A 21401-nucleotide genomic window follows, 5' to 3' on the forward strand; every position below is an offset into this window, starting at 1 on the left:
AAAGAGACAGAACCGGGCACTGCTTCAGCGATGCTAGGAGTTCTTGGGTGAACAGGGGTCACACGAAATGCAAACTTCACTTACAAAATCTTCACACACCACTCGCCACAGATGCGACGAACCGCCGGACGGCCAGTGCGCGGGATCCCCAGTTCCCCATTCCCTCCCCGGCCGTGACGGCGCCTCACACGCGTCACGGCACGACCGGGATTCTATGGGGGTGATGTGAAGAGCACGAACTCATCCGATAAATGACATGTTTCGACGCAACAACCAGAAAGCGCGATCTGTTCGAACACGCACACGAGAAGGGGCGCGCCCCACGACCTCCGTGGAACGCGCCCCGCCCTCTCAACTCCGCCAACTGCAGCGCCCCATTGGGGGCGCGGGGAACTGCGCGACCAGCCACGCACTACCCGCAGCGACTACCGCACATCAGCCACCCCACACACCACCCCGTCCCCATTCCGGTCAAGCCCCAGCGGATCGTCCTTGCCGTTCACCTTCAACCGACCGTACTGATTGCGCTCAAGCCAAGCGCAGCGAGCCGCCGCCGTCTTCTTGACCCCCGCCGGGAACGCCGTCGGCACACACACGTTGACCGACCCGTAGTGCCGGTCGCACCCGGAGATCGTCGTACTGACCGGCTGCGAGGCCCGCTTCTTCCCCGCCCCCGAGGTCTTCCCCGCCAGGGAGTCGGCGAAGGCGTGGACGTGCGGCGAGGCGTCCCCCAGCGCGGCCGGCCCCTGCAGATGCACCCACTTGGCCACCGACGGCACCCCGTTCGCGTCGACCGCGAACAGCATGTACCAGCCGGGCGGAGCCAGATTGGGATTGCTGGTGACGTTGAGGTCGACGTTGTTGCCGTCGACGGACAGCGGCAGATCCACGAACCGCTGGTTCGGGTCGGAGGAGTGGGTGACCGCGGCCGGCCGGATCAGCTCCGCCTTGGCGATGGGCCGGTCCACGGTGATCCGCTGCGTGTCGCCGTACTTCCACTCCTGGTTGATCACCGAGGTGATGGCCGGCCGGGTGCCCTTGTACAGGTAGGGCGGCGTGTAGATCGACACGTTGTGGTTCCAGGTGCCGTTGCCCGGGTTGTCACCGGTGGCCATGACCCGCCCGTCGGGCAGCAGGAACGCCGACGAGTGGTAGCCCCGGGCCTCGGGATCCGCGGCCACGGAGTCGAACGCGTTGGTGTCCGGGTCGTAGATCGACGACTCGTACACCGGGTTGGCGCGGTTGTGCAGCGCGCCGCCCGTCTCCAGGACCTTGCCGTCCGGCAGCAGTACGGCCGAGACGTACATCTTGCCCTGGTTGCCGGTCTCGGCCATCGGCCCGTTGCCGAGATCGACCGTGCCCTGCGGAAGGGGCGGCCCGGCGACGTACGACGGGTTCGGGTCCTTCAGGTCGATCAGGTCCGTCAGCCGGTTCGCGTCCGGGTTGGACTCGATGTTGCCGCCGCCCAGTGTGAGGACCTTCTGGTCCTGCGCCGGAGGCAGCAGCACGCTCGCCGACTGGTCGCGCTCGTCCTTGTTCCGGAGTCCCGGGATCTGGGTGATGGTGTTGGCGGCGTAGTCGTAGACCGCGGAGCCGGTGCCCGGGATGTTGTTGCCGAAGACATGGCTGCCGGAGTAGAAGAGCCGCCCGTCCTGCATCAGGATCATCGACGGGTACAGCCCCCAGTACGACCAGGTCTGGTGGACGTCCCCGAGACCCAGCCACCTCTGCCGGGCGTCCGACCAGTACTCCGCCGTCACCGACCCCGACGAGTCCTCCCGCAGCCCGCCGAAGGAGATGACGTCACCGTTGCCCAGCTCGGTCGCCGAGGGGTACCAGTGGCCGTCGTTGAGGTCGTTGGTCTTGCTGTAGGTCTCGGTGGCCGGGTCGAAGACGTACGAGTCCTTGTACCCCTCGTAGCCGTGGCCGCCCGCGACCGGGTAGGCCTTGTTGCCGCTCATCACGAGCACCCGGCCGTCCTGCAGCTGCACGTGACCCGAGCAGAACATGTCCTTCGGTGTCGGGATCACCTTGTAGGTGCCGTGGGCCGGGTCGTACACCGCGCTGGTGAAGGTCCCCGCGTTGAAGTTCTCCTCGCTGTTTCCGGAGCCGGCGATCAGCAGCACCTTGCCGTTGTTGAGGACCACGGAGTGCATGGCGCGCACCGGGTTCCGGGTCGGCAGGACCGACCAGCTGCCGTCCGCGCACTGGGCGTTCGTGCCCGTGCACTGGGCGGGCGGCACGGCGTCGGCCACCTGCTCCATCGTGTAGTCGTCGGTCGTCACCGAGCCGGTGCCGTAGACCGAGACTCCCCAGGTGATGCGGTCGGTACCGGCGGGGACCTCGGGGGTGCGGACGGTCGCCCGGGTGTACGCGGACGCCATGTCCAGGGTCTTCAGGTCGGTCCAGTACTGCCAGCCGGCCGTGGTGTCGTGCCGGAACAGGGTGACCGCCGTGTCCGGGGTGGTCGACTTGTACCAGAGTGAGAGGTCGTACTGCTTGCCCGCCGTGACGACGGGGGCGCAGTCGGTGGACTCGGTGATCAGCGCCTTGCGGTCGCCGTCCACCCGCCGGGTCAGTGTCACTTTCATGGCCTGGGAGCCGGAGTGGGCGTCCGTCGTCGTCGCGAAGGCGAAGTCGTTGTCCCCCCAGCCGGACTTCTCCCAGCAGTACGGCATGCCGTCGGTGCCGGCGGTCTCGAAGCCCGGGTTCTTGACGAGGTTGGCCGCCTCGGCGGGCTGGGGTGCGGTGAGCAGCAGTCCGGCGGTCAGGGCGCCGACCCCGACCAGCGCCGTCCTTCTGTGCTTCATGGTCACGCGGCTCTCCTTGCATCTTTCGTGCGGCGCGGGAGATAGACCAGCGCCTCGGTTCCGGCGAAGCGCAGGACGAACGTCGTCACCAGGGCGAGCGCGGTGGCCGGCAGCGCCCCCATCCCGAACCGGCCGACGAACAGGGCGATCAGCGGGATGCGCAGCACCAGGTCGGCGTTGGCGAGCAGCGCGAACCGGCCGGCCCGGTCCCACCAGCGACGATGGGCCCGCCGGTCGCGGAACAGCAGGTGTTCGATGAGGACGAAGTTCCAGCCGACGCCGAGCTGGTTGGCGAGGATCTCGGCGGGGACGTAGTGCAGGCCGAGCGCGGTCAGCGCCCACAGCCCGACGAGGTTGGGCACGAAGCCGCTCAGCCCGATCAGCCCGAAGCCGACCATCCGGGCGACCGGCGAGGCGGTGCGCAGGCCGGCCAGGTGGCGCAGGAAGCGCAGGCCCTCCTGCGCGGTCGACTTGGACTCGCCGGCGAACCGGTCCTGGAAGACGAACGGGACCTCGGCGACCTCGCGCGGGCGGCTCCGCACGGCCATCTCGAGGAGGATCTTGTAGCCGAGGGGCTTGAGCACATCGGCCGTGACCACGCTCCGCCGGATCGCGAAGAAGCCGCTCATCGGGTCGCTGATGCCGTGCAGCCGGCGGGGGAACAGGGACTTGGTCAGCCAGGTCGCCCCGCGCGAGACGGCGATCCGGTAGCTGCCGGCGAGCCCGGCCCGGCTGCCGCCCTTGATGTACCGGGAGGCGACGACGAGCCCGGCGTTGCTCCGCTCCCCGGTGGCCACCAGCTCCGGTACCAGGGACGGCGGATGCTGGCAGTCGCCGTCCATGACGACGATCCACTCGGAGGTGGCCGCCTTCAGCCCCTCCACGACGGCCCCGCCGAGCCCGCCCACCGGTTCCTCGCGGTGCAGCACCGCCACCGGGAACGGGCAGTCCTGCGCGGCCTGCCGGATGACCTCGGGGGTGTCGTCGGTGGAGTCGTCGACGAAGACGACCTCACAGGGCAGCCGCGCGGGCACCGACTCGGTGATCTGGCGCAGCAACTGCCGGATGTTCGCGGACTCGTTGAAGGTCGGTACGACGATGGTGACGGCGCCCGGCTCGGGAACCTCGGTGGCCTTCAGTCCCGGCGCCGGGACGGTGTACTCGTGGCTGCTCAACGGGTACCCCCTGCGATCTGCCGGATCTCGATGCGGTCGTCGCCGGTGCCGAAGGTGGCGACGGGGGTGGAGTGCTGGAGCGCGGCCCTGACGTTGGGCAGGTCGCGGGCGTCCCGCCGTACCGTCGGCGAGGCGACGACGTAGTCGAGGTCCTGCCAGCCGTGCGGCAGGGTCCTGGTGACGGCCGGGTCGAGGTCGGCCTTGTAGAACCAGATGGCGCCGAGGCCGGGCCGGTAGCCCTGGTGGACGAGGTCGAGCCAGAGCGCGTCGTCGACGAGGACGCGGGCGCGGGCGGGGTCGGCGACCTGGGTGCCGAGCCAGTGCGAGGCCTTCCGGTAGGAGGCGTTGGCGTCGGCGGTGACGGCGGTGCGGTCGCCGTCGTACCACTTCGGTACGGCGTAGGCGCCGGCGGCGAGGGCGAGTACGGCGGCCAGCCCGTACCGGCCGTAGGTCACGGCCCGCCTCTCGCCCTCCGTGCGCCACCTGCGGAGCACCGCGTGGGTGACGGAGGCGGCGGCCCCGGCGAGGACCAGGGCGAGGAACGGGAGCGCGCCGATGATGTACATGGCGGGCAGGTAGCCGTTGGGGCGCAGCGCGACGGCGGCCAGGATCACCACGGTCAGGGCCGGTCCGGCGAGCGCGCGGGCGGTCACCGACCAGCGGTGGGCGACCAGGAGCAGCAGGGCCGCGGCGAGACCGCCGACGGGCAGCACCCGGTCGTAGTACAGCCAGGAGTGCAGCACGCCGTGGGAGCCGGACGCGGTGTCCAGGATGAAGCCCGAACCCGGCCTGGACATCTGGTACTTGATGCCGTCCCAGAGCGAGACATGGCCGGCGCCGGGCAGTAACTCGCCCTTGAGGAGAGCGAACAGCGGGTACGCCAGTCCGGCCAGGGTGCAGGCGGTGACGGCGCCGGTGAGGGCGAATTTGCGGGTGTCGGCGTGGCCGTGCCGCCACATGGTGACGAGCAGGGCGGGCAGGACGACGAGCATCGTCTCCTTGGTGAGCACGCCCGCGGCGGCCGCGAGGCCCGCGCCGAAGTGGTGCCAGAGGTGACGGCTGGGCGAGGCGGCGAGGCAGAAGGCCAGCAGCAGCCACATCACGGCGATGTTGTCGAGGAAGATCTCGCGCTGGAGGACGACGGAGAGCGGCGAGAGCCCGAACAGGGCCATGCCGAGGCCGGCCGCCCAGCGGGGCAGCGAGAGGCGGCGGCCGAGGACGTAGACGAGGACCGCGCTGGCGCCGCTGACCAGCAGCATCGCCACGCGCATCGAGCCGACGGCCATCAGGCCGGGGTCGATGGCGGAGGGTATCCAGGTGAGCAGGGCTATCTGGATCCAGCCCAGCGGCGGATGGTCGTACCAGTAGGTGTAGTGGGCCAGGCCCCGGCCCTCCTGGACGGCCCAGGCCTGGGCGAGGTAGGTGCCCTCGTCGTCGCTGAGGGTCGGGTAGTCGGCGATGTTCCAGCCCTGGACCGCGAGGATCGCGAGCAGCAGCACACCACACAGGAGCAGGTCGCGACGGGACGAGCGGAGCCGGAGCGGCGGCGCTGTCCGACCGGTCGAACCTGTTTTCGGCACAGCTCTGCGCTGCGCGGGGACCTTCGGAGTGGTCACCGCGGGAAGAGTGGAGGTCACGCAGGAACGTCCTCTCGGATCGTCTCGGCCGCGGTGAGATGCGCGCCGACGTGAGTGGTCAGCTCCCAGTCGTTCCGGCCGCGTTGCTCGCGCCACACTGCGCGGATCGCTGCTCCGGCGAGGAGGACCTGGTAGAAGGGGCCGCCGACGACGAGCTTCACGTAGTGGATGAAGCGGACGCGCAGCCCGTACTGCTTGCCGAAGTCGTGCAGCCCGACCACCTCGAAGACGAAGGTGACGGCGGCGGTGACGAGCGGCAGGAAGGTGAGGAAGGCGACGCCCACGGGGACGTCGAGGAAGAGGGCGACCGCCGCGTTCAGCGGGATGATCACACCGGAGAAGGCCTGCAGGAACGGCGTCATCAGGGTGTAGCGGGCGAGCAACCGCTGCCCGAAGCCCGGGAGTTGCTTCCAGTCCTGCTTCCGGTAGACCTGCAGGAAGCCCTGGTTCCAGCGGGTGCGCTGCTTGAGCAGCGACATGAGCGAGCCCGGGGTCTCCTCGCGGGTCACCATGTCGGAGTCGTAGGCGACGACGACCTTCTTGCCGACGGACGACAGCCGCACGCCCAGGTCGCAGTCTTCGGCCAGGCAGTCGGGGTCCCAGCCGTCGGCCTCCCGGAGCACGGCGGTCCGTACGAAGACGGTGTTGCCGCCGAGCGGGATGAACCCCTTCTGCGCGTGCAGATGCAGCCGGGACCGGAACCAGAAGAAGTACTCCAGGCAGTTGCGCAGGCTGTACCAGCTGGAGTGGAAGTTGATGAGCTGGACGCCGCCCTGGACGACGTCCGCCTCCGTGGTGCGGAAGGCGTGGTCGACGTGGGCGAGCAGTTCCGGATGGACCTGGTCCTCGGCGTCGAAGACCCCGACGACATCGCCGCGGCAGTGCGGCAGCGCCGTGTTCATGGCCTTCGGCTTGTTCTTCCTCTCGTGGGTGTCGACGACGACCCGGACGCGCTGGTCCTTCTCGGCCGCCGCACGGGCGACCGCCGTGGTCTCCGGATCGTCGTGTCCGACGATCACGATGATCTCGAAGTCGGTGTGTGTGGACTCCAGCAGCCGCTGGATGGTGTGGTCGAGCACGGCCTGTTCGTGCCGCGCCGGCAGCAGCAGCGAGAACGACACGTGCTCGCCCCCGTCGGGTCTGCCGAACCGGGTGGACGCGAGCACCTCGGGCGTACGCCACGCGTGCATCTGCCACCACAGGGTGAAGGCAGCCATCCAGAACAAGGCGAGCGAGACGACCGCGATGAAGACAGACGTCAGCAAGAGAAGATCCCCCCAGATCCCAAAGCCCCCTGTACGCAACGGTGAGTCACAACCGTCGCGTCTCTGTGCAGAGCCTAGGGGGGATCTGTGAAGGGCGGCAGCCGTTCCGATAAATAGCATGTTTCGGAACGGCGCCGTAGTAAGCGGCATCTACCCGAACAGACGCACAATTCCGGCGACTTGTTCTACCCGATGGGTGGGCTTGTCCCTGTTCCTCAGCCTCTGAGCACCGCTTTCAGCCGCTCCGGGTCGGTGGTCGGGGCGTCGCACGTGAAGTTACGGCAGACGTACGCGGCCGCCTCGCCGCCGACGAGCGGCCGGCCCGCGAGGAGCGGGAATTCGTCACTCTCCGGAGTACCCACGGCCACGACCGCACCGGGGGCGACGCCCAGAAGTGCGGTGCGGTGCAGAGCGGTGGTGCGGCTGTCCCGCTGGTCGGGTCCCACGATCGCGATCTCACGCGGACCGTCGAGGAGCGCCTCGGCGACGGCGAGCCCCCACCCGATGAAGCGCGGCACCCGCGGCCCGAGCGTCCTGACGACGCCCAACGCCCGTTCCGCGGCGGTGCGATGAGGCTCCGACCCGGTGTGGGCCGCATAACCGAGCAGGGCACCGGCGGCCGCGGTCCAGCCCGAGGGCGTGGCGTTGTCGGTCGGGTCCTGCGGCCGGCGGATCAACTGCTCCGCGTCGGAGGCGGTGTCGTAGAGGGCGCCGGTCTCCGGGTCGGCGAAGCGGACCCGGACATGGTCGAGCAGCAGCCCGGCGAACTCCAGCCAGACGCCCTCGCCGGTCACGGACGCGAGCGCCAGGAAGCCCTCGGCGACGTCGCCGTAGTCCTCCAGGACACCCGCGTTGGCGCCGGCCCTGCCGTCCCGGCTGGTGCGGGCGAGGCCTGCGTGGTCGTCGAGATGCAGCCGCACGAGGAGATCGGCGGCGCCGACGGCGGCCTCGACCAGGTCGGGCCGGTCGAAGTAGGCGCCGGTCTCGGCGAGCGCGGCGACGGCGAGCCCGTTCCAGGCGGCGACGACCTTGTCGTCCCGGCCGGGCGCGGGGCGTTCCGCACGCTTCGCGAGCAGCCGTCGCTTGACGGACTCGACCTTCTCGGCGTCGAACACGCCCTCCTGCTGCGGGAGTTGCAGGACGGACTGGCCGTGCTCGAAGGTGCCGGCCGCGGTGACCCCGAAGTACTGGGCGGCGAGATCCGCGTCCGCGCCGAGGGCTTCGCCGAGCTGTGCGGGCGTCCACACGTAGTACGCGCCCTCGACGTGCTTGCCGGTGCCGTCGTCGCTGTCGGCGTCGAGCGCGGAGGCGAACCCGCCCTCGTCGGTGCGCAGTTCGCGGACCATGAAGTCGGCGGTCTCCAGAGCGACCCGGCGGGCCAGCTCGGACCCCGTGGCCCGCCACAGGTGGGCGTACACCCGGCAGAGCAGGGCGTTGTCGTACAGCATCTTCTCGAAGTGCGGCACGATCCAGTCGCGGTCGACGGAGTAGCGGGCGAAGCCGCCGCCGAGCTGGTCGTAGAGGCCGCCCCGGGCCATCCGCTCACAGGTGTCGGCGGCCATCTGCAGGGCGCCCTCGGAACCGGTCCGGGCGTGGTGGCGCAGCAGGAACTCGATGACCATGGACGGCGGGAACTTCGGGGCACCGCCGAACCCGCCGCGCTGCGCGTCGTATTCGCGGGTGAGCCCCAGCAGGGCCTGGGCGAGTTCCTGCTCACCGGGCGGCTGGGCGCCCTGGTGGCTGATCTCCCGCTCGGCGAGATCACGGACGATCTTCCCGGCGACCTCGGCGACCTCGTCCCGCCGGTCGGTCCAGGCGGCCCTGACACCCTCCAGCACCTGCCGGAAGGAGGGCATGCCGTGGCGCGGGGCGGGCGGGAAGTACGTACCGAAGTAGAAGGGCTCGGCGTCGGGCGTGAGAAACACGGTCATGGGCCAGCCGCCCTGCCCGGTGGCGGCCTGCACGGCCTCCATGTAGACGGCATCGACGTCGGGCCGCTCCTCACGGTCGACCTTGATGGAGACGAAGTGCTCGTTGAGGTACTCGGCGGTGACCCGGTCCTCGAAGGACTCGTGAGCCATCACATGGCACCAGTGGCACGAGCTGTACCCGACGCTCAGCAGGACGGGTCTGCCGGTCTCGCGGGCCCGGTCGAAGGCCTCGGCCGACCAGGGCCACCAGTCGACGGGGTTGTCGGCGTGCTGGAGCAGGTACGGGGACGTCTCATGGGCCAGTCGGTTCACCCTCCCACTCTCCCACGGTGTCCGGAGCGGCGTAGAAGCGCAGGTTGACCCGGCGCGCCCCCTCGGGGACCGCGTCGTCCGGGTGGCCGTAGCGGTCGAGGAGTTCCCGGTAGGCCCGGACGAAGGCGTGCAGGTCGTCCTTAGTCATCCAGGTGCCGGCGCGCTGCACCTGGGCCCAGCCCTGCGGGCCCCGGTACTCCTCGTGAGCGCGGCGGAACAGCCTGGTGTCGACCTCGATCTTGAGGAGCGCCAGGTGCTCGGCCGCCGCGTACTCCTCGTGCGTCATCGTGGCCGGGTCGGGTGTGGTGTGACTGAAGGGCAGGCTCCGCCACCAGCGTTCCCGGCCGCCGGACTTCTCCGGGATCTCCTCGATGAGCTTCTGCTCGGCGAGTTTGCGCAGGTGGTAGCTGGTGGTGCCGGAGCTCTCGCCGAGTTCGCGGGCGAGCCCGGTGGAGTTGGCCTCGCCGTGCCGGCCGAGGTAGTCGAGGATCCGGCGGCGCAGGGGATTGCCCAGGGACTTGTAGAGGGCGGTGCGTTCGAGGCTGGTCAGCTCGGCGTGCGCGGCGGGGTCGGGCGCCGCGGCCGTCCTGGGCGTGCCGTCGGTCATGCGATCACCGTAACCCGGAGAACCCTGAGAGAGCCCTGACCCTTCCCCGATGTCTGCCGAATTTTCTTTGCAGAATTTTCTCTGCGGTCTAGCGTGGGGGCATGGCGGGTACCCGTGAGATCCACAGGTTCCGCGGAGCCGGAACAAGGCGAGGGGGCCGAGGTGTTGGAGCGGTTGGCGGCGAGGAGGCACGGAGGATGAAGCGGACGAGGCAGTTGAAGCGGTGGGCGCTGATCCTTCTCGGGTCGTCCTCCGTGCTGCTCATGCCCTGGACGGTGGTGCTGGCGCTGACGCTGCCCACCAAGACCGAGGTGCACAACTGGTCGCTGGCCTGGATCGGGCTGGACGTCCTGATGGCGGCGGGCTGCGCGGCGACGGCGGTGCTGGGGTTGCGGGGCGACGCCCGGGCCCGCCTGACGGCTTCGGCGACGGCATCGGTCGCGATCCTGGACGCGTGGTTCGACATAACGACGTCGGCGGTCGGCACAGAACTGCTGGAAGCGCTCGGCAGCGCCGTGGCGGAGGCGGGGCTGGCGGCGGCGTGCGTCTTCCTGGCCCTGTCGAAGGGACGGCAGAGCGAGCCCGTGCCGCGCTAGCCCCCGTTCTTCGATGATCCGGCCCTCTCGCAACTTCGCCCTCTCCCAAGGACACTCATAAACAAAGGAGTTACCGCTGGAGGGGGACGGGACATGCGGGACGCCCATCGGGCGGAAGCCGACCGGCTGCTGGTCCAGGCCGTGGAGGAGGAGGTGCGCCGCTCCGGCGGCCGCGTCGACGGACAGCTGCTGCTGTCCCGGGCCCGCGCCGGCCTGGAGACGATGGCACAGAGCGCCGCCGAGGAGTACGACGCCTACACCCACGCCCTCGACGAGTCCGAGGCCGGCCGGCAGAGCTTCGGCCAGCGGTACGCGAGAGAGGGCGCCGGAACGCCCCTGCTGGTCGCGGCCGTCGCCGCGGTCGCCGCCACCGTCGCCGACCTCTCCCTGGGCACCGGTGCCGGTACGGCGCTCGGCGCGGGCGTGGCCGCCGGAGTGATCGGCGCGGCCGCCACGGTCGTCAAGGTCGCCGGTACCCATCTCCCCGCCGCTCATCACCAGGCCGGCGCGGCCGGGCAGCCAGGCGGCCCCGAGCAGCTGCGCCTGCAGTGGCTGACCGCGTTGGAGGTGCGCGGCATCCGGCCGTTCCTCGATCAGCAGCGGGTGCTCAGCGCCTCCACGGGACCCAAGAAGCAGGGCCCGGGGCTGCGTGGCGCGGACAAGAGCGCGGCGGCCCGCAGGCGTTCGGTGCTTCAGCAGTCGTTCGGTCAGCTGCCCGACCCGGCCGGCCCGTTCGCCGGCCGTCATCAGGAACTGGCGCGGATCCGGCAGTGGGCGCAGGCGGCGCGGGCGACCACGGAGACCCGTCCGACGGTCGTGGTCCTGCACGGGGAGCCCGGCTCCGGGCGTACGACGCTCGCGATCCGGGCCACCCACGAGCTGAAGGACCTCTTCCGGGGTGCGGTCGTGGTGGATCTGCGGGGCGACAGCCGGGGCGAGCCGCCGTTGCCCACCCGGGACGCGCTGCTGCATCTGCTCAACCGGCTGGGTGCGCCCCGCGAACAGCTGCTGTTCCGTGAGCGTGCCTCGGCGGACCAGCAGGTCAAACGGCTCAGCGAGCTGTACCACCAGCACCTGACGGGTCTTCCGGTGACGATCGTGCTGGACGACGCCTCGGATGCCGAGCAGGTGCGCACGCTGATCCCGGAGCGTTCCGACAGCCTGGTCCTGGTCACCGCCCGGGAGCAGCTGAACCTGCCCGCGGACCTGCCGGCCTGGGTGCACCAGCTTCCGGTGACGGCGCTGGACGCCGCGGGCGCGGAGGAGCTGCTGGACGCGGCGGCGCAGGACATGTCGGGGCCGTACGACGCGCAGTCCGCGGAGCGGATCCGGGAGTTGTGCGGCGGCCTGCCACTGGCGCTGCGGGTGGCGGGCTCGTCGCTGGGTTCGCGTTCGCCGCTCCAGCTGGCCACGGACCTGGGCGCGTACGGGCCGGTCGAGCCGGTGGAGCGGGTGCTGTGGCTGCGCTACACCGACCAGTCGGAGACCGGGCGCCGTCTGTTGCGAAGGCTTGCGCTGGCGGGCCGCGCCTCGCTCGGCGCGGCGGCCGCGGCCGCCCTGCTGGCCACGGACGAGGCGGAGGCGACCCGGCATCTGGTCGCGCTCGCGCAGGCCGGGCTGCTCGACCATGTCCGGGGCAGCCGCTACCGGCTGCACGACCTGGTCCGCGCCTTCGCCCAGGCCCGTCTCGCCGACGAGGAGGAACCGGCCGACCGCACGGCGGCGCAGCAGCGGCTGATCGTCAACTACGGGGAGCTGGCCGACTCGGTGCTACGGCTGGTGGACGGCAACGTGTCGACCCGCTCGGACCGGTTCAGCCCGCACGGTTTCACCTCTCTGGACGAGGCGCTGCGCTGGCTGGACGACGAGTCGAGTTTCATCACGGCGGCGCTGCGGCATGCGGAGGGCGTCGACCAGGCGGCCGTGCAGAATCTGCTGGGCGCCCTGTGCGACTACTGCCTGCTGCGCGGCGACCTCTACCGGCTCGGTGAGATCAGCGAGTTGGCACAGGCGGTGGACCAGGGCCTGCTGGTGCGCTCGGTGCAGTGGCGTACCGGTATCGCGGCCCGCCAGCTGGGCGAACTGGACAAGGCCCGCACCACCCTCACCTCCGTCGTGGACCTCTACATGGAGGCGCATCACGACGCCGGTGCGGCCCGCGCCCTGTGCTCCCTCGGGATCACCCTGCACCACCAGGGCAACCTCACCGAGGCGGCGGCCAAGCTCCAGGAGGCGCTGGATCTCCAGGCGGCCCCCCAGCTGGCGACCGACCGGGCCTGGACGATGCACGCGCTGGCGGCGGTGCAGCGCGACCGCGCCCGGCTGCCGGAGGCGATGGACCTGCTGACCCGCTCGCTGGTGCTGCACCGGGAGGGCGGTTCGGTGCACGGCGAGGCCTGGGCGCACTTCCAGCTCGGCCAGCTGGCGCTGCGGATGGGTGACGTACCGCGTGCGGAGCGGGAGCTGGGGGCGGCGCTGGAGCGTTACGGCCGTACCCGCGACGCCCGTGGCGAGGCCTGGGCGCTGACCCAGCTGGCACGGGCCCGGCTGGTGGACGGTGACGCGTCCCCGGCGGTCGACGCACTGCGACAGGCGGCCGCCCGGCACCGGGAGAACGAGGACGCGCGCGGCGAGGCCTGGACGGTCTACTACCTGGGTCAGGCCCTGGAGGAGACCGGCACCCTGGACGTGGCGGTCCGTGAGCTGGAGCGCTCGCGGACGATGTTCTCCCGGATACGGGACGTCTACGGCCTGGCCTGTGCCCGCCACCACTCGGCCCGGGTGACCCGCGACCAGCGGGCGGCCCAGACCGGCTCGCTGCGCAACTCGGGTTTCGCCCGTCAGCTCCTGGTCGACGCCCGCGCCGACTTCCAGCGCATCGGTGTCGTCCATGGCGAGGCCTGGACCTGTCTGGAGCTGGCCGTCGTGGACGCCGGCAACAACCGCACCCAGCAGGCCCTGGCCCTGTGCGACGAGGCGGTCACCCTGTTCTCGTCGTACGGCGACCGCCGCGGCGAGGACTGGGCGCGCTTCCTGCGCTGCACCCTGCTCCCCTACGCCGCGCCGGGCGGTGTCGAGGTGGGTACGGCGGTCGCCCAGGAGGACCTGGCCCAGCTCTCCCGGGCGGCCCATCCGCTGCGCGACGAGAAGCTGACCGAGTACCTCACGGCGTACGGCCTGCTGCTGGACCGCGGGGTGACCCTGGAGTCCGGCTGGCAGGCCTGGCGGCTGGGCATGGTGCCCAGCCGGCACGCCCGTGAGGTGATGGGGGTGCCGGTACCGGCCGGGGCGTGACGCCGGTCAGCCCTTGGAGTCGGCTGCGGGAGTCCCCGGGTCCGCCTTGGCGGTCGGGGACTCCTTGAAGTCGACCTTCTGCATGTGCTTGTTCATGGACTTCATCAGGCCCCAGACCGCCACGGCCATCACCGCGAAGACGATGAAACCGAGGACGCCGGGGGTCACCTTGTTCTCGTCGACCTCCTTGGCGAGGGGGACGAGATGCGTCAGTGCCAGACTTGCGCTTGCGCTCATGTCAGGCATTGTCGCGGATGCCCGCAAAGAGGTCGTCCTCGGGGAGGGAGGTATCGACGAGCGACTTCGCGAGCTCGTACTCCTCGGTCGGCCAGACCTCCTTCTGGAGGTCCATCGGCACCTTGAACCAGCCGCCGTCCGGGTCGATCTGCGTGGCGTGGGCGATCAGCGCCTTGTCGCGGATCTCGAAGAAGTCCGCGCACGGGATGTGCGTGGTCAGGGTGCGCTCGGTGCGCTCGAACTCGTTCCACCGCTTCAGCCAGTCCCCGTAGGGCGACTCCATGCCGCGCTCCAGCAGCGCCTTGTGCAGCGCCTCGGTGCGGGGACGGTTGAAGCCCTGGTTGTAGTAGAGCTTCTGCGCCTGGAAGACGGGACCGAACTCGCCCTCCGGGTACTTCTCCGGGTCGGCCGCGCCCTCGAAGGCCACCATCGAGATCTTGTGGGTCATGATGTGGTCGGGGTGCGGGTAGCCGCCGTTCTCGTCGTAGGTGGTGATCACCTGCGGGCGGAACGCGCGGATCTTGCGGACGAGCTCGCCGGCCGCCTTGTCGACGTCCTCCAGGGCGAAGCAGCCCTCGGGCAGCGGCGGCAGCGGGTCCCCCTCGGGCAGGCCGGAGTCGACGAAGCCGAGCCACTCCTGCTTGACGCCGAGGATCTCGCGGGCCTCGTCCATCTCCTTCTTGCGTACCTCGTGGATGTGCTCCTCGATGTACTTGTCACCCTGCAGCTTGGGGTTGAGGATGGAGCCGCGCTCCCCGCCGGTGCAGGTCACCACCAGCACGTCCACCCCCTCGGACACGTACTTCGCCATGGTGGCCGCGCCCTTGCTCGACTCGTCGTCGGGGTGGGCGTGGACGGCCATCAGTCGCAGCTGGTCAGTCAAGACTCAATCCTCAGTAAGTCAGCGCCCCGGTGTCTTCGGGTGCGATCGGCGCTTCTATAGTGACCGAATCAGGGGGCGAATAATTCCGGGGTCCGGGTCTGGCCGGGTCCGGGAGTGGTTCTTGCCGGGAGGACGATCATGAGTACCGCGAGTACGCGGTTGCCCGAGGGCCGCTACGGCCGCTCCTCGGACGAGGTCGCCGACCGCAGGCTCAAGATCACCGGTGCCGTCCTCGGTGCCCTGCTGCTCGCCCTGGTCGGCTATTTCGCCTACCACTATGTCGTGAAGAGCGAGATCAGCGCCCAGGTCGTCGCCTTCGACGCCTCGGACAGCGCGGTCCAGGTGCATCTGGAGGTCCACAAGGACTCCGGCGCCTCCGGCTACTGCACCCTGCGTTCCCAGGCGGCGGACGGCTCCGAGGTGGGCCGGGCGGACTTCCGCTTCACCGGTTCGGCCACCGAGATCGACCGGGTGGTCACGCTCCGTACGACGGCCCGGGGCACCACGGCGGAGCTGCTCGGCTGCCACGCCGACTGACGTCAGCCACGAATACGCCGCCGTCACCTGCGTTGACGTGATTCTGATGCCATATGTCCTCCCCCTTCCGCCGTTGAATTGTTAGGCTCGTGGTTTCGCCCTTCCATGGAGGAACATGCTTCTGGGTAGGGCGATGCTTTGTATTCCCAGTACCGACGAGGAGCACCTGTGACCCAGACCAGCGAGAACGTCACCTGGCTGACCCAGGAGGCGTACAACCAGCTCAAGGCCGAGCTGGAGTACCTGTCTGGTCCTGCGCGCACGGAGATCGCCGCCAAGATCGCGGCCGCGCGCGAGGAGGGCGACCTGCGCGAGAACGGCGGGTACCACGCGGCCAAGGAGGAGCAGGGCAAGCAGGAGCTCCGTGTGCGCCAGCTGACCCAGCTTCTGGAGAACGCCAAGGTCGGCGAGGCTCCGGCCTCCACGGACGGCGCCGTCGCGCCCGGCATGGTGGTGACCATCGCCTTCGACGGTGACGAGGACGACACCATGACGTTCCTGCTGGCGTCGCGCGAATACGCCAGCGCCGACGTCGAGACCTACTCGCCGCAGTCCCCGCTGGGCACCGGTGTCATCGGACACAAGGTGGGCGAGGACGCGGAGTACGAGCTGCCGAACGGCAAGAAGGCCTCGGTGAAGATCCTCAAGGCCGAGCCCTACTCCGGCTGACGCGAACAGACACCCGCCCCCGGCGCCCGTGGGACGCCGGGGGCTTTGTCATGATCCGCATCACGCGGTCGCGGTCCGCATCACGCGGTCCTGGTCCGGGTCACGTGGTCCTGGTCCGGGTCACGTGCTCCTGGTCCGGGTCACGTGGTCCTGGTCCGGGTCACGTGCTCCTGGTCCGGGTCACGTGGTTATGGTCCCGGTCACGCCGTGGCCGAGCGGTACTTGCGGACCGCGAGCGTGCGGAAGGCCAGGATGATCACGACCGACCAGATCAGCGAGGCCCACACCGGATGCTGCATGGGCCAGGCACCGGACGCGTTGAAGCCCGGCGGCAGGTTGCCGAACAGCTCACGACTGGCCTGGACGGTGGCGCTGAACGGGTTCCACTCCGCGATGTGCCGCAGGAACGTCGGGAGGTGGTTCGCGTCCACGAAGGCGTTGGAGATGAACGTCAGCGGGAAGAGCCAGATCAGACCGCCCGAGGTCGCCGCTTCCGGAGTACGCACGGACAGACCGATCAGCGCGCCGATCCACGAGAACGCGTACCCGAGCAGCAGGAGCAGACCGAAGCCGGCGAGCACCTTGCCGAGGTTCTCGTGGGTGCGCCAGCCGACGATGAGGGCGACGACCGCCAGCACGACGAGGGTGAGCGCGGTCTGCACCAGGTCGGCGATGGTCCGGCCGGTCAGCACCGCACCGCGCGCCATGGGCAACGACCGGAAGCGGTCGATGAGGCCCTTGTGCATGTCGTCGGCGATGCCCGCGCCCGCACCCGCGGTGGCGAAGGTCACCGTCTGCGCGAAGATGCCGGCCATCAGGAACTCGCGGTAGGCCTGGGTGGAGGTGGACGAGCCGACCTGGATCGAGCCGCCGAACACGTAGGTGAACAGCACCACGAACATGATGGGCTGGATGAGCCCGAAAATAAGCATCTCGGGGATCCGGGACATCCGGATCAGGTTGCGTTTGGCGACCACCATCGAGTCGCGGAAGGACTGGCTGATGGCGTTGCCGGGAGCGGCTACCCGCACGGTGTCGGTGACGGCACTCACTTCACGGTCTCCTTGCGGCTGTCCTTGCCGGTGTCCTTCTGGTCCTGTTCGCCGCTGTCCTCGGTCTTCTCCTCGGCCGTGTGTCCGGTCAGGGACAGGAAGACGTCGTCGAGGGTGGGACGGCGCAGTGCTATGTCGTCGATCTCGATGCCCCGGGTGTCCAGCTCGCGGATGACCTCGGCGAGCAGCTTGGCGCCGCCGGTGACGGGGACGGTGAGCTTGCGGGTGTGCTCCTCGACGGTGGTCTCACCCTTGCCGAAGCCGTGCAGCACCTCGGCGGCGGTCCGGATGTGATCGCGTTCGTGGACCACGACCTCGACGCGCTCGCCGCCGGTGCGGGCCTTGAGCTGATCGGAGGTGCCCTGGGCGATGACCCGGCCTTGGTCGACGACGGCGATGTCGTGGGCGAGGTGGTCGGCCTCCTCCAGGTACTGGGTGGTGAGCAGCAGCGTCGTACCGCCGGAGACCAGCTGTTTGATGACCTCCCACAGCTGCTGGCGGTTGCGGGGGTCGAGGCCGGTCGTCGGTTCGTCCATGAACATCACGGGCGGCGAGACGACCAGGGCGGCCGCGAGGTCGAGGCGGCGGCGCATGCCTCCGGAGTAGGTCTTGGTGGGCCGGTCGGCGGCGTCGGCGAGGTGGAACTGCTCCAGCAGCTCGACCGCGCGGGCCTTCGCCTGCTTCGCCCGCATCTGGTAGAGACGGCCGACCATCTGCAGGTTCTCGCGGCCGGTCAGGTATTCGTCGACCGCCGCGAACTGTCCGGACAGGCCGATGGAGCGGCGTACGGCGTCCGGTTGCCTGACCACGTCCAAGCCCGCGACGACCGCCTTGCCGCTGTCGGGGCGGAGCAGGGTCGTCAGGCAGCGGACGGTCGTCGTCTTGCCCGCGCCGTTCGGCCCGAGCAGTCCGAGGACCGTGCCTTCGGGGACATCGAGGTCGACGCCGTCCAAGGCCCTTACGTCACCGAAGGTCTTCACCAGGCCTTCGGCATAGATGGCGCCTGGCATATGAGTCTCCACGTCGTCGGGGATGCTTCGAAAAAGGCTAGGTATGCGCGCTTCGGTCCGCCTATGGTTTTCGCCGGCACGACGGCAGGCGGGCGCGACCTCGGCCACGCGACACATCATAACGCGATGTATCGCGTCCGTCGACAGGTTTTCCCGGACGAGTGAATGAACGGATCCCGACCTGGCCGTTTCCCGCCGGGAACGTCGGCAGGGATCAGTCGATGACCGTGTAACCGGCCTCGCGCAGGGCGTGGCCGACCTCGCTGCAGTGTGCTGGTCCCTTGGTTTCAAGGTGCAGCTCGACCTCCGCCTCCGTGAGCCCGAGCCGAGGGTCGGTCCGGACGTGGCTCACGTCCAGGACGTTAGCGTCGACCACTGACAACACCCCGAGGAGCGTGGCGAGGGCGCCCGGCCGGTCGGTCAGCCGCAGCCGTACGGCCAGGTAGCGGCCCTGGGCGGACATGCCGTGCCGCAGCACCCGCTGCATCAGCACCGGATCGACGTTGCCGCCGGACAGCACGGCGACGACCGGCCCGGCGAAGGCGCCGGGTTCGGCGAGCAGGGCGGCGACCGGGGCGGCGCCGGCCGGTTCCACGACCAGCTTGGCCCGCTCCAGGCAGAGCAGCAGGGCGGCGGAGAGCTGGTCCTCGCCGACCGTGCGGACCTCGTCGACCAGCTCCTCGATCAGCGCGAACGGCACATCGCCGGGCCGTCCGACCTTGATGCCGTCGGCCATCGTCACCGGGTTCCGCACGGAGACCGGGCGCCCGGCCGCCAGCGAGGGCGGATACGCGGCCGCGCCCTCCGCCTGGACGCCGACGATCCGCACGTCCGGCCTGATCGCCTTCACCGCGACCGCGATCCCGGCCGCGAGCCCGCCGCCGCCGATACCGACGACGATCGTGCCGACCTCCGGGCACTGGTCCAGGATCTCCAGGCCGACCGTGCCCTGACCGGCGATGATGTCGGGGTGGTCGAAGGGGTGGATGAACACCGCGCCGGTCTCGGCCGCGTACTCCTGGGCGGCGGCCAGCGTCTCGTCGACCACCTGGCCGTGCAGCCGCACCTCCGCGCCGTACTCGCGGGTCGCGCTGATCTTGGGCAGCGGGGCGCCCTTGGGCATGAACACCGTGGCGTGCACGCCGAGCAGCGCGGAGGCCAGGGCCACGCCCTGGGCGTGGTTCCCGGCGCTGGCCGCCACGACTCCGGCGGCGCGCTCCTCGGGCAGCAACCCGGCGATCCGCACATAGGCGCCGCGCAGCTTGAACGAACCGGTCCGCTGGAGGTTCTCGCACTTGAGGTGCACCGGCGAGCCGGCCAGCTGGGACAGGTGTCTGCTGCCCTCCATCGCGGTCACCCGCGCCACGCCCGTGAGCATCTTCTGAGCGCCGCGTACGTCGTCGAGGGTGACAGGGCGCAAGGAGTCAGCCGTGCTGTAGCTCATGACCCAAGTCTCGCAGTTCACAGGCCAAAGGCTCGGGTGTGACCAAGCTCCGAGACCGGTTTGCGCAGCGCCGGTACGGCTCGCCCCCTGTCCGCGTACTCTGTCCCCCACACCAGCACTCTTCATGAAGTGAGCCCCCGGCCATGCCCACAACACCTGAAATGTCGATGGACATGACGACCCTCGGTGACACCGGTCTCCTCGACACGCTGCAGCACGAGGTGGCGGTGTTCGCCCGGCGTGCCGAACAGACCCGGCTCGGCGGCGTCGGGCAGGTGCGCAACTCCATGGACCGCGCCGCGTATCTGCTGCTCAACCGCCTCGACAAGGAAGGCCCCATGGGGGTCAAGGCGCTCGCCGCGAGCATGGGGATCGACTCCTCCACGGTCACTCGGCAGGTGGCTCCGCTGGTCGACACCGGTCTCGTGAAGCGCACCTCGCACCCCGAGGACGGGCGGGCCGTGGTGCTCCAGTTGTCCCCGCGCGGGCTGTCGCGGCTGGACGAAGTGCGTTCGTCGCGGCGGCAGTTGATGGCGGAGCTGACCCAGGACTGGGAGCCGGAGGAGCGCGAGGCGTTCTGCGCGCTGCTCACGCGCTTCAACAGCGCCCTGTCCGCGCGGATGGCCGTCCCGCCCGGCTCGGACACGCCGTCCGCGTCCTGACCCCGGCCGGCCTGCACCGGCGTCCTGAACCTCCGGCCGACGCCCATCGGCGTCCCTGGCCCCCCGGTCGGACCCCATCGGCGTCCCTGGACCTCCGGACCAGCGCACACCGGCGTCCCTGAACCTCCGGTCGGACCCCATCGGCGTCCCTGGCCCCCGGACCAGCGCACACCGGCGTCCCTGAACCTCCGGCCGGCGCACACCGGCGTCCCTGGACCCCGGCCGGCCTGCACCGGCGTCCCTGAACCTCCGGCCGACGCACACCGGCGTCCCTGGACCCCGGCCGGCCTGCACCGGCGTCCCTGAACCTCCGGCCGGCGCACACCAGCGTCCCTGAACCTCCGCCCGACGCCCACCGGCGTCCCTGGACCCCGGCCCCGCGTCGGCCCGGGGAACATCCGGCACGCGTGCGTGCTGCCCGGCTCTTGACCGTGGGGGCACCCCTGGCCTCATATGAGACCGGGCCCCCGTCGTATCCGCGTCCGGGTCCCGGACGTGGTGGGGCCCCGCAGACGGGGAGGCACGGTGCGCGATCGGCAGGCGTTCCAAGGCGCCCGCCGGGCCCGGGAGTTCGAGGCGTTCGTCGCGGGCGCGGCAGGCCGGCTGCTGCATGCCGCGACCCTGCTGACCGCCGAGTCCCCGGACACCAACCCGCGCGCGCGGCGCCTGCTGACCCTCGCGCTCGCGCACACGTACCCGTGCTGGGACCAGCTGCGCGGCGAGGACCCGTACGACCGCGCCCGCCAGCACCTCGCCCTGCGCTTCGCGAACTCCGCCTGGCACCAGTACGGCGGCCCGCTGAGCCGCACCCGCCCGCACCCGCACAGCGCCCTCGCGGTCCTGACGCCCCAGGAACGCCTGGTCCTGGTGCTGCGGCTGTACGAGGGGGTCGCCGAGGAGCAGGCGGCTGCGCTGCTCGGCCTGCCCACGGACCGTGTGCGCGTCATCTGCGACCGGGCGATCACCGCCCTGCTGCACCCGCCGACGAAGGCCGGGCCCACGGTGATGGAGACGAAGGTGGCGCCGTCGTGAACCGCACCGAAGGCGAGGCCGCCGCCCGGCGGCTCATGGAACAGAGACCGCCACGGGTACCGCCGGACCTCTACGGCGAGGTGCTGCGCCGGGGCGGCCGCCTGCTGCGCCGCAGACGTGCTGCCCGCCGCCTGCTGTGGCTGCTGCTGGGCGCGGCGGCGGTGGCCTTCACCGTCTGGGCGGCACTGGTCCGGCCATGGGCGCAGCCGCCGTCCACGACGACTCCGCCCGTCGTCGGCTGGTGAGCC

18 protein-coding genes are annotated in these 21401 nt (G+C 70.5%); 7 read left to right on the plus strand and 11 right to left on the minus strand.

Annotation, left to right across the window (positions count from 1 at the left end; genetic code table 11):
* Positions 1-425 precede the first annotated feature (425 nt).
* The 6 genes from AB0N16_RS07940 to AB0N16_RS07965 all read right to left on the minus strand — a co-directional run bounded on the left by AB0N16_RS07940 (position 426) and on the right by AB0N16_RS07965 (position 9737).
* Positions 426-2810, minus strand: a complete 2385-nt coding sequence (locus AB0N16_RS07940; protein ID WP_365795195.1) for a galactose oxidase-like domain-containing protein — start codon at positions 2808-2810, stop codon at positions 426-428.
* Positions 2811-2812: 2 nt separating this feature from the next.
* Complete coding sequence (locus AB0N16_RS07945) at positions 2813-3985, minus strand: glycosyltransferase family 2 protein (protein WP_365794260.1); 1173 nt, start codon at positions 3983-3985, stop codon at positions 2813-2815.
* The gene (locus AB0N16_RS07950; RefSeq protein WP_365794262.1) at positions 3982-5622 is read right to left on the minus strand and encodes a phospholipid carrier-dependent glycosyltransferase; all 1641 of its coding nucleotides are present in this window, start codon (positions 5620-5622) and stop codon (positions 3982-3984) included. Before AB0N16_RS07950 ends, AB0N16_RS07945 begins: the two co-directional genes overlap by 4 nt.
* Entirely contained in the window at positions 5619-6887 is a 1269-nt protein-coding gene (locus AB0N16_RS07955) for a glycosyltransferase (RefSeq protein WP_365794264.1), read from the minus strand. The genes AB0N16_RS07950 and AB0N16_RS07955 overlap by 4 nt, the downstream gene beginning before the upstream one ends.
* A gap of 215 nt (positions 6888-7102) precedes the next feature.
* Entirely contained in the window at positions 7103-9130 is a 2028-nt protein-coding gene (locus AB0N16_RS07960) for a thioredoxin domain-containing protein (RefSeq protein WP_365794266.1), read from the minus strand.
* Positions 9111-9737 carry a helix-turn-helix domain-containing protein gene (locus tag AB0N16_RS07965; protein WP_365794268.1) on the minus strand — a complete coding sequence of 209 codons (627 nt, stop codon included), beginning with the start codon at positions 9735-9737 and terminating at the stop codon, positions 9111-9113. The genes AB0N16_RS07960 and AB0N16_RS07965 overlap by 20 nt, the downstream gene beginning before the upstream one ends.
* A gap of 197 nt (positions 9738-9934) precedes the next feature.
* On the opposite strand from AB0N16_RS07965, the gene AB0N16_RS07970 reads away from it, so the two are divergent.
* Together AB0N16_RS07970 and AB0N16_RS07975 are read left to right on the plus strand one after the other, a co-directional pair.
* Complete coding sequence (locus tag AB0N16_RS07970) at positions 9935-10333, plus strand: hypothetical protein (protein WP_365794270.1); 399 nt, start codon at positions 9935-9937, stop codon at positions 10331-10333.
* 93 nt (positions 10334-10426) lie between these two features.
* Complete coding sequence (locus AB0N16_RS07975) at positions 10427-13627, plus strand: tetratricopeptide repeat protein (protein WP_365794272.1); 3201 nt, start codon at positions 10427-10429, stop codon at positions 13625-13627.
* 6 nt (positions 13628-13633) lie between these two features.
* Here the strand turns inward: AB0N16_RS07975 and AB0N16_RS07980 are convergent, their stop codons facing one another.
* The gene (locus AB0N16_RS07980) at positions 13634-13873 is read right to left on the minus strand and encodes a hypothetical protein (RefSeq protein ID WP_365794274.1); all 240 of its coding nucleotides are present in this window, start codon (positions 13871-13873) and stop codon (positions 13634-13636) included.
* The gene (mca, locus tag AB0N16_RS07985) at positions 13866-14747 is read right to left on the minus strand and encodes a mycothiol conjugate amidase Mca (RefSeq protein ID WP_365794276.1); all 882 of its coding nucleotides are present in this window, start codon (positions 14745-14747) and stop codon (positions 13866-13868) included. Before mca ends, AB0N16_RS07980 begins: the two co-directional genes overlap by 8 nt.
* 138 nt (positions 14748-14885) lie before the next feature.
* Here mca and AB0N16_RS07990 point away from each other — a divergent pair, with 138 nt between their 5' ends.
* Positions 14886-15284, plus strand: a complete 399-nt coding sequence (locus tag AB0N16_RS07990) for a DUF4307 domain-containing protein (RefSeq protein ID WP_365794278.1) — start codon at positions 14886-14888, stop codon at positions 15282-15284.
* Positions 15285-15452: 168 nt separating this feature from the next.
* Entirely contained in the window at positions 15453-15953 is a 501-nt protein-coding gene (gene greA, locus AB0N16_RS07995; RefSeq protein WP_365794280.1) for a transcription elongation factor GreA, read from the plus strand.
* Between the two features lie 200 nt (positions 15954-16153).
* Here greA and AB0N16_RS08000 read toward each other — a convergent pair whose 3' ends face one another.
* The 3 genes from AB0N16_RS08000 to ilvA all read right to left on the minus strand — a co-directional run bounded on the left by AB0N16_RS08000 (position 16154) and on the right by ilvA (position 19459).
* Positions 16154-17005, minus strand: a complete 852-nt coding sequence (locus AB0N16_RS08000) for an ABC transporter permease (RefSeq protein ID WP_365794282.1) — start codon at positions 17003-17005, stop codon at positions 16154-16156.
* On the minus strand, positions 17002-18015 hold the full coding sequence (locus tag AB0N16_RS08005; RefSeq protein WP_365794284.1) for an ATP-binding cassette domain-containing protein: 1014 nt from the start codon (positions 18013-18015) through the stop codon (positions 17002-17004). Before AB0N16_RS08005 ends, AB0N16_RS08000 begins: the two co-directional genes overlap by 4 nt.
* Before the next feature lie 214 nt (positions 18016-18229).
* The gene (gene ilvA, locus AB0N16_RS08010; RefSeq protein WP_365794286.1) at positions 18230-19459 is read right to left on the minus strand and encodes a threonine ammonia-lyase; all 1230 of its coding nucleotides are present in this window, start codon (positions 19457-19459) and stop codon (positions 18230-18232) included.
* Positions 19460-19620: 161 nt separating this feature from the next.
* On the opposite strand from ilvA, the gene AB0N16_RS08015 reads away from it, so the two are divergent.
* The 3 genes from AB0N16_RS08015 to AB0N16_RS08025 all read left to right on the plus strand — a co-directional run bounded on the left by AB0N16_RS08015 (position 19621) and on the right by AB0N16_RS08025 (position 21398).
* Positions 19621-20121 carry a MarR family transcriptional regulator gene (locus AB0N16_RS08015; RefSeq protein WP_365795197.1) on the plus strand — a complete coding sequence of 167 codons (501 nt, stop codon included), beginning with the start codon at positions 19621-19623 and terminating at the stop codon, positions 20119-20121.
* Between the two features lie 525 nt (positions 20122-20646).
* Positions 20647-21153 carry a sigma factor-like helix-turn-helix DNA-binding protein gene (locus AB0N16_RS08020; protein ID WP_365794288.1) on the plus strand — a complete coding sequence of 169 codons (507 nt, stop codon included), beginning with the start codon at positions 20647-20649 and terminating at the stop codon, positions 21151-21153.
* On the plus strand, positions 21150-21398 hold the full coding sequence (locus AB0N16_RS08025; RefSeq protein WP_365794290.1) for a hypothetical protein: 249 nt from the start codon (positions 21150-21152) through the stop codon (positions 21396-21398). Before AB0N16_RS08020 ends, AB0N16_RS08025 begins: the two co-directional genes overlap by 4 nt.
* The last annotated feature ends 3 nt before the right edge of the window (positions 21399-21401 follow it).

It is taken from the genome of Streptomyces sp. NPDC051105 (assembly GCF_040682795.1).
In the GTDB taxonomy this organism is placed as follows: domain Bacteria; phylum Actinomycetota; class Actinomycetes; order Streptomycetales; family Streptomycetaceae; genus Streptomyces.

What these genes read in the sequence shown, in the direction of transcription:
- AB0N16_RS07940 (WP_365795195.1), bottom strand. Translation starts at nt 2,810, where the DNA reads ATGAAGCACAGAAGGACGGCGCTGGTCGGGGTCGGCGCCCTGACCGCC.
- AB0N16_RS07975 (WP_365794272.1), top strand. Translation starts at nt 10,427, where the DNA reads ATGCGGGACGCCCATCGGGCGGAAGCCGACCGGCTGCTGGTCCAGGCC.
- AB0N16_RS07965 (WP_365794268.1), bottom strand. Translation starts at nt 9,737, where the DNA reads ATGACCGACGGCACGCCCAGGACGGCCGCGGCGCCCGACCCCGCCGCG.
- AB0N16_RS07980 (WP_365794274.1), bottom strand. Translation starts at nt 13,873, where the DNA reads ATGCCTGACATGAGCGCAAGCGCAAGTCTGGCACTGACGCATCTCGTC.
- AB0N16_RS08005 (WP_365794284.1), bottom strand. Translation starts at nt 18,015, where the DNA reads ATGCCAGGCGCCATCTATGCCGAAGGCCTGGTGAAGACCTTCGGTGAC.
- AB0N16_RS07970 (WP_365794270.1), top strand. Translation starts at nt 9,935, where the DNA reads ATGAAGCGGACGAGGCAGTTGAAGCGGTGGGCGCTGATCCTTCTCGGG.
- AB0N16_RS08015 (WP_365795197.1), top strand. Translation starts at nt 19,621, where the DNA reads ATGTCGATGGACATGACGACCCTCGGTGACACCGGTCTCCTCGACACG.
- AB0N16_RS07990 (WP_365794278.1), top strand. Translation starts at nt 14,886, where the DNA reads ATGAGTACCGCGAGTACGCGGTTGCCCGAGGGCCGCTACGGCCGCTCC.
- ilvA (WP_365794286.1), bottom strand. Translation starts at nt 19,459, where the DNA reads ATGAGCTACAGCACGGCTGACTCCTTGCGCCCTGTCACCCTCGACGAC.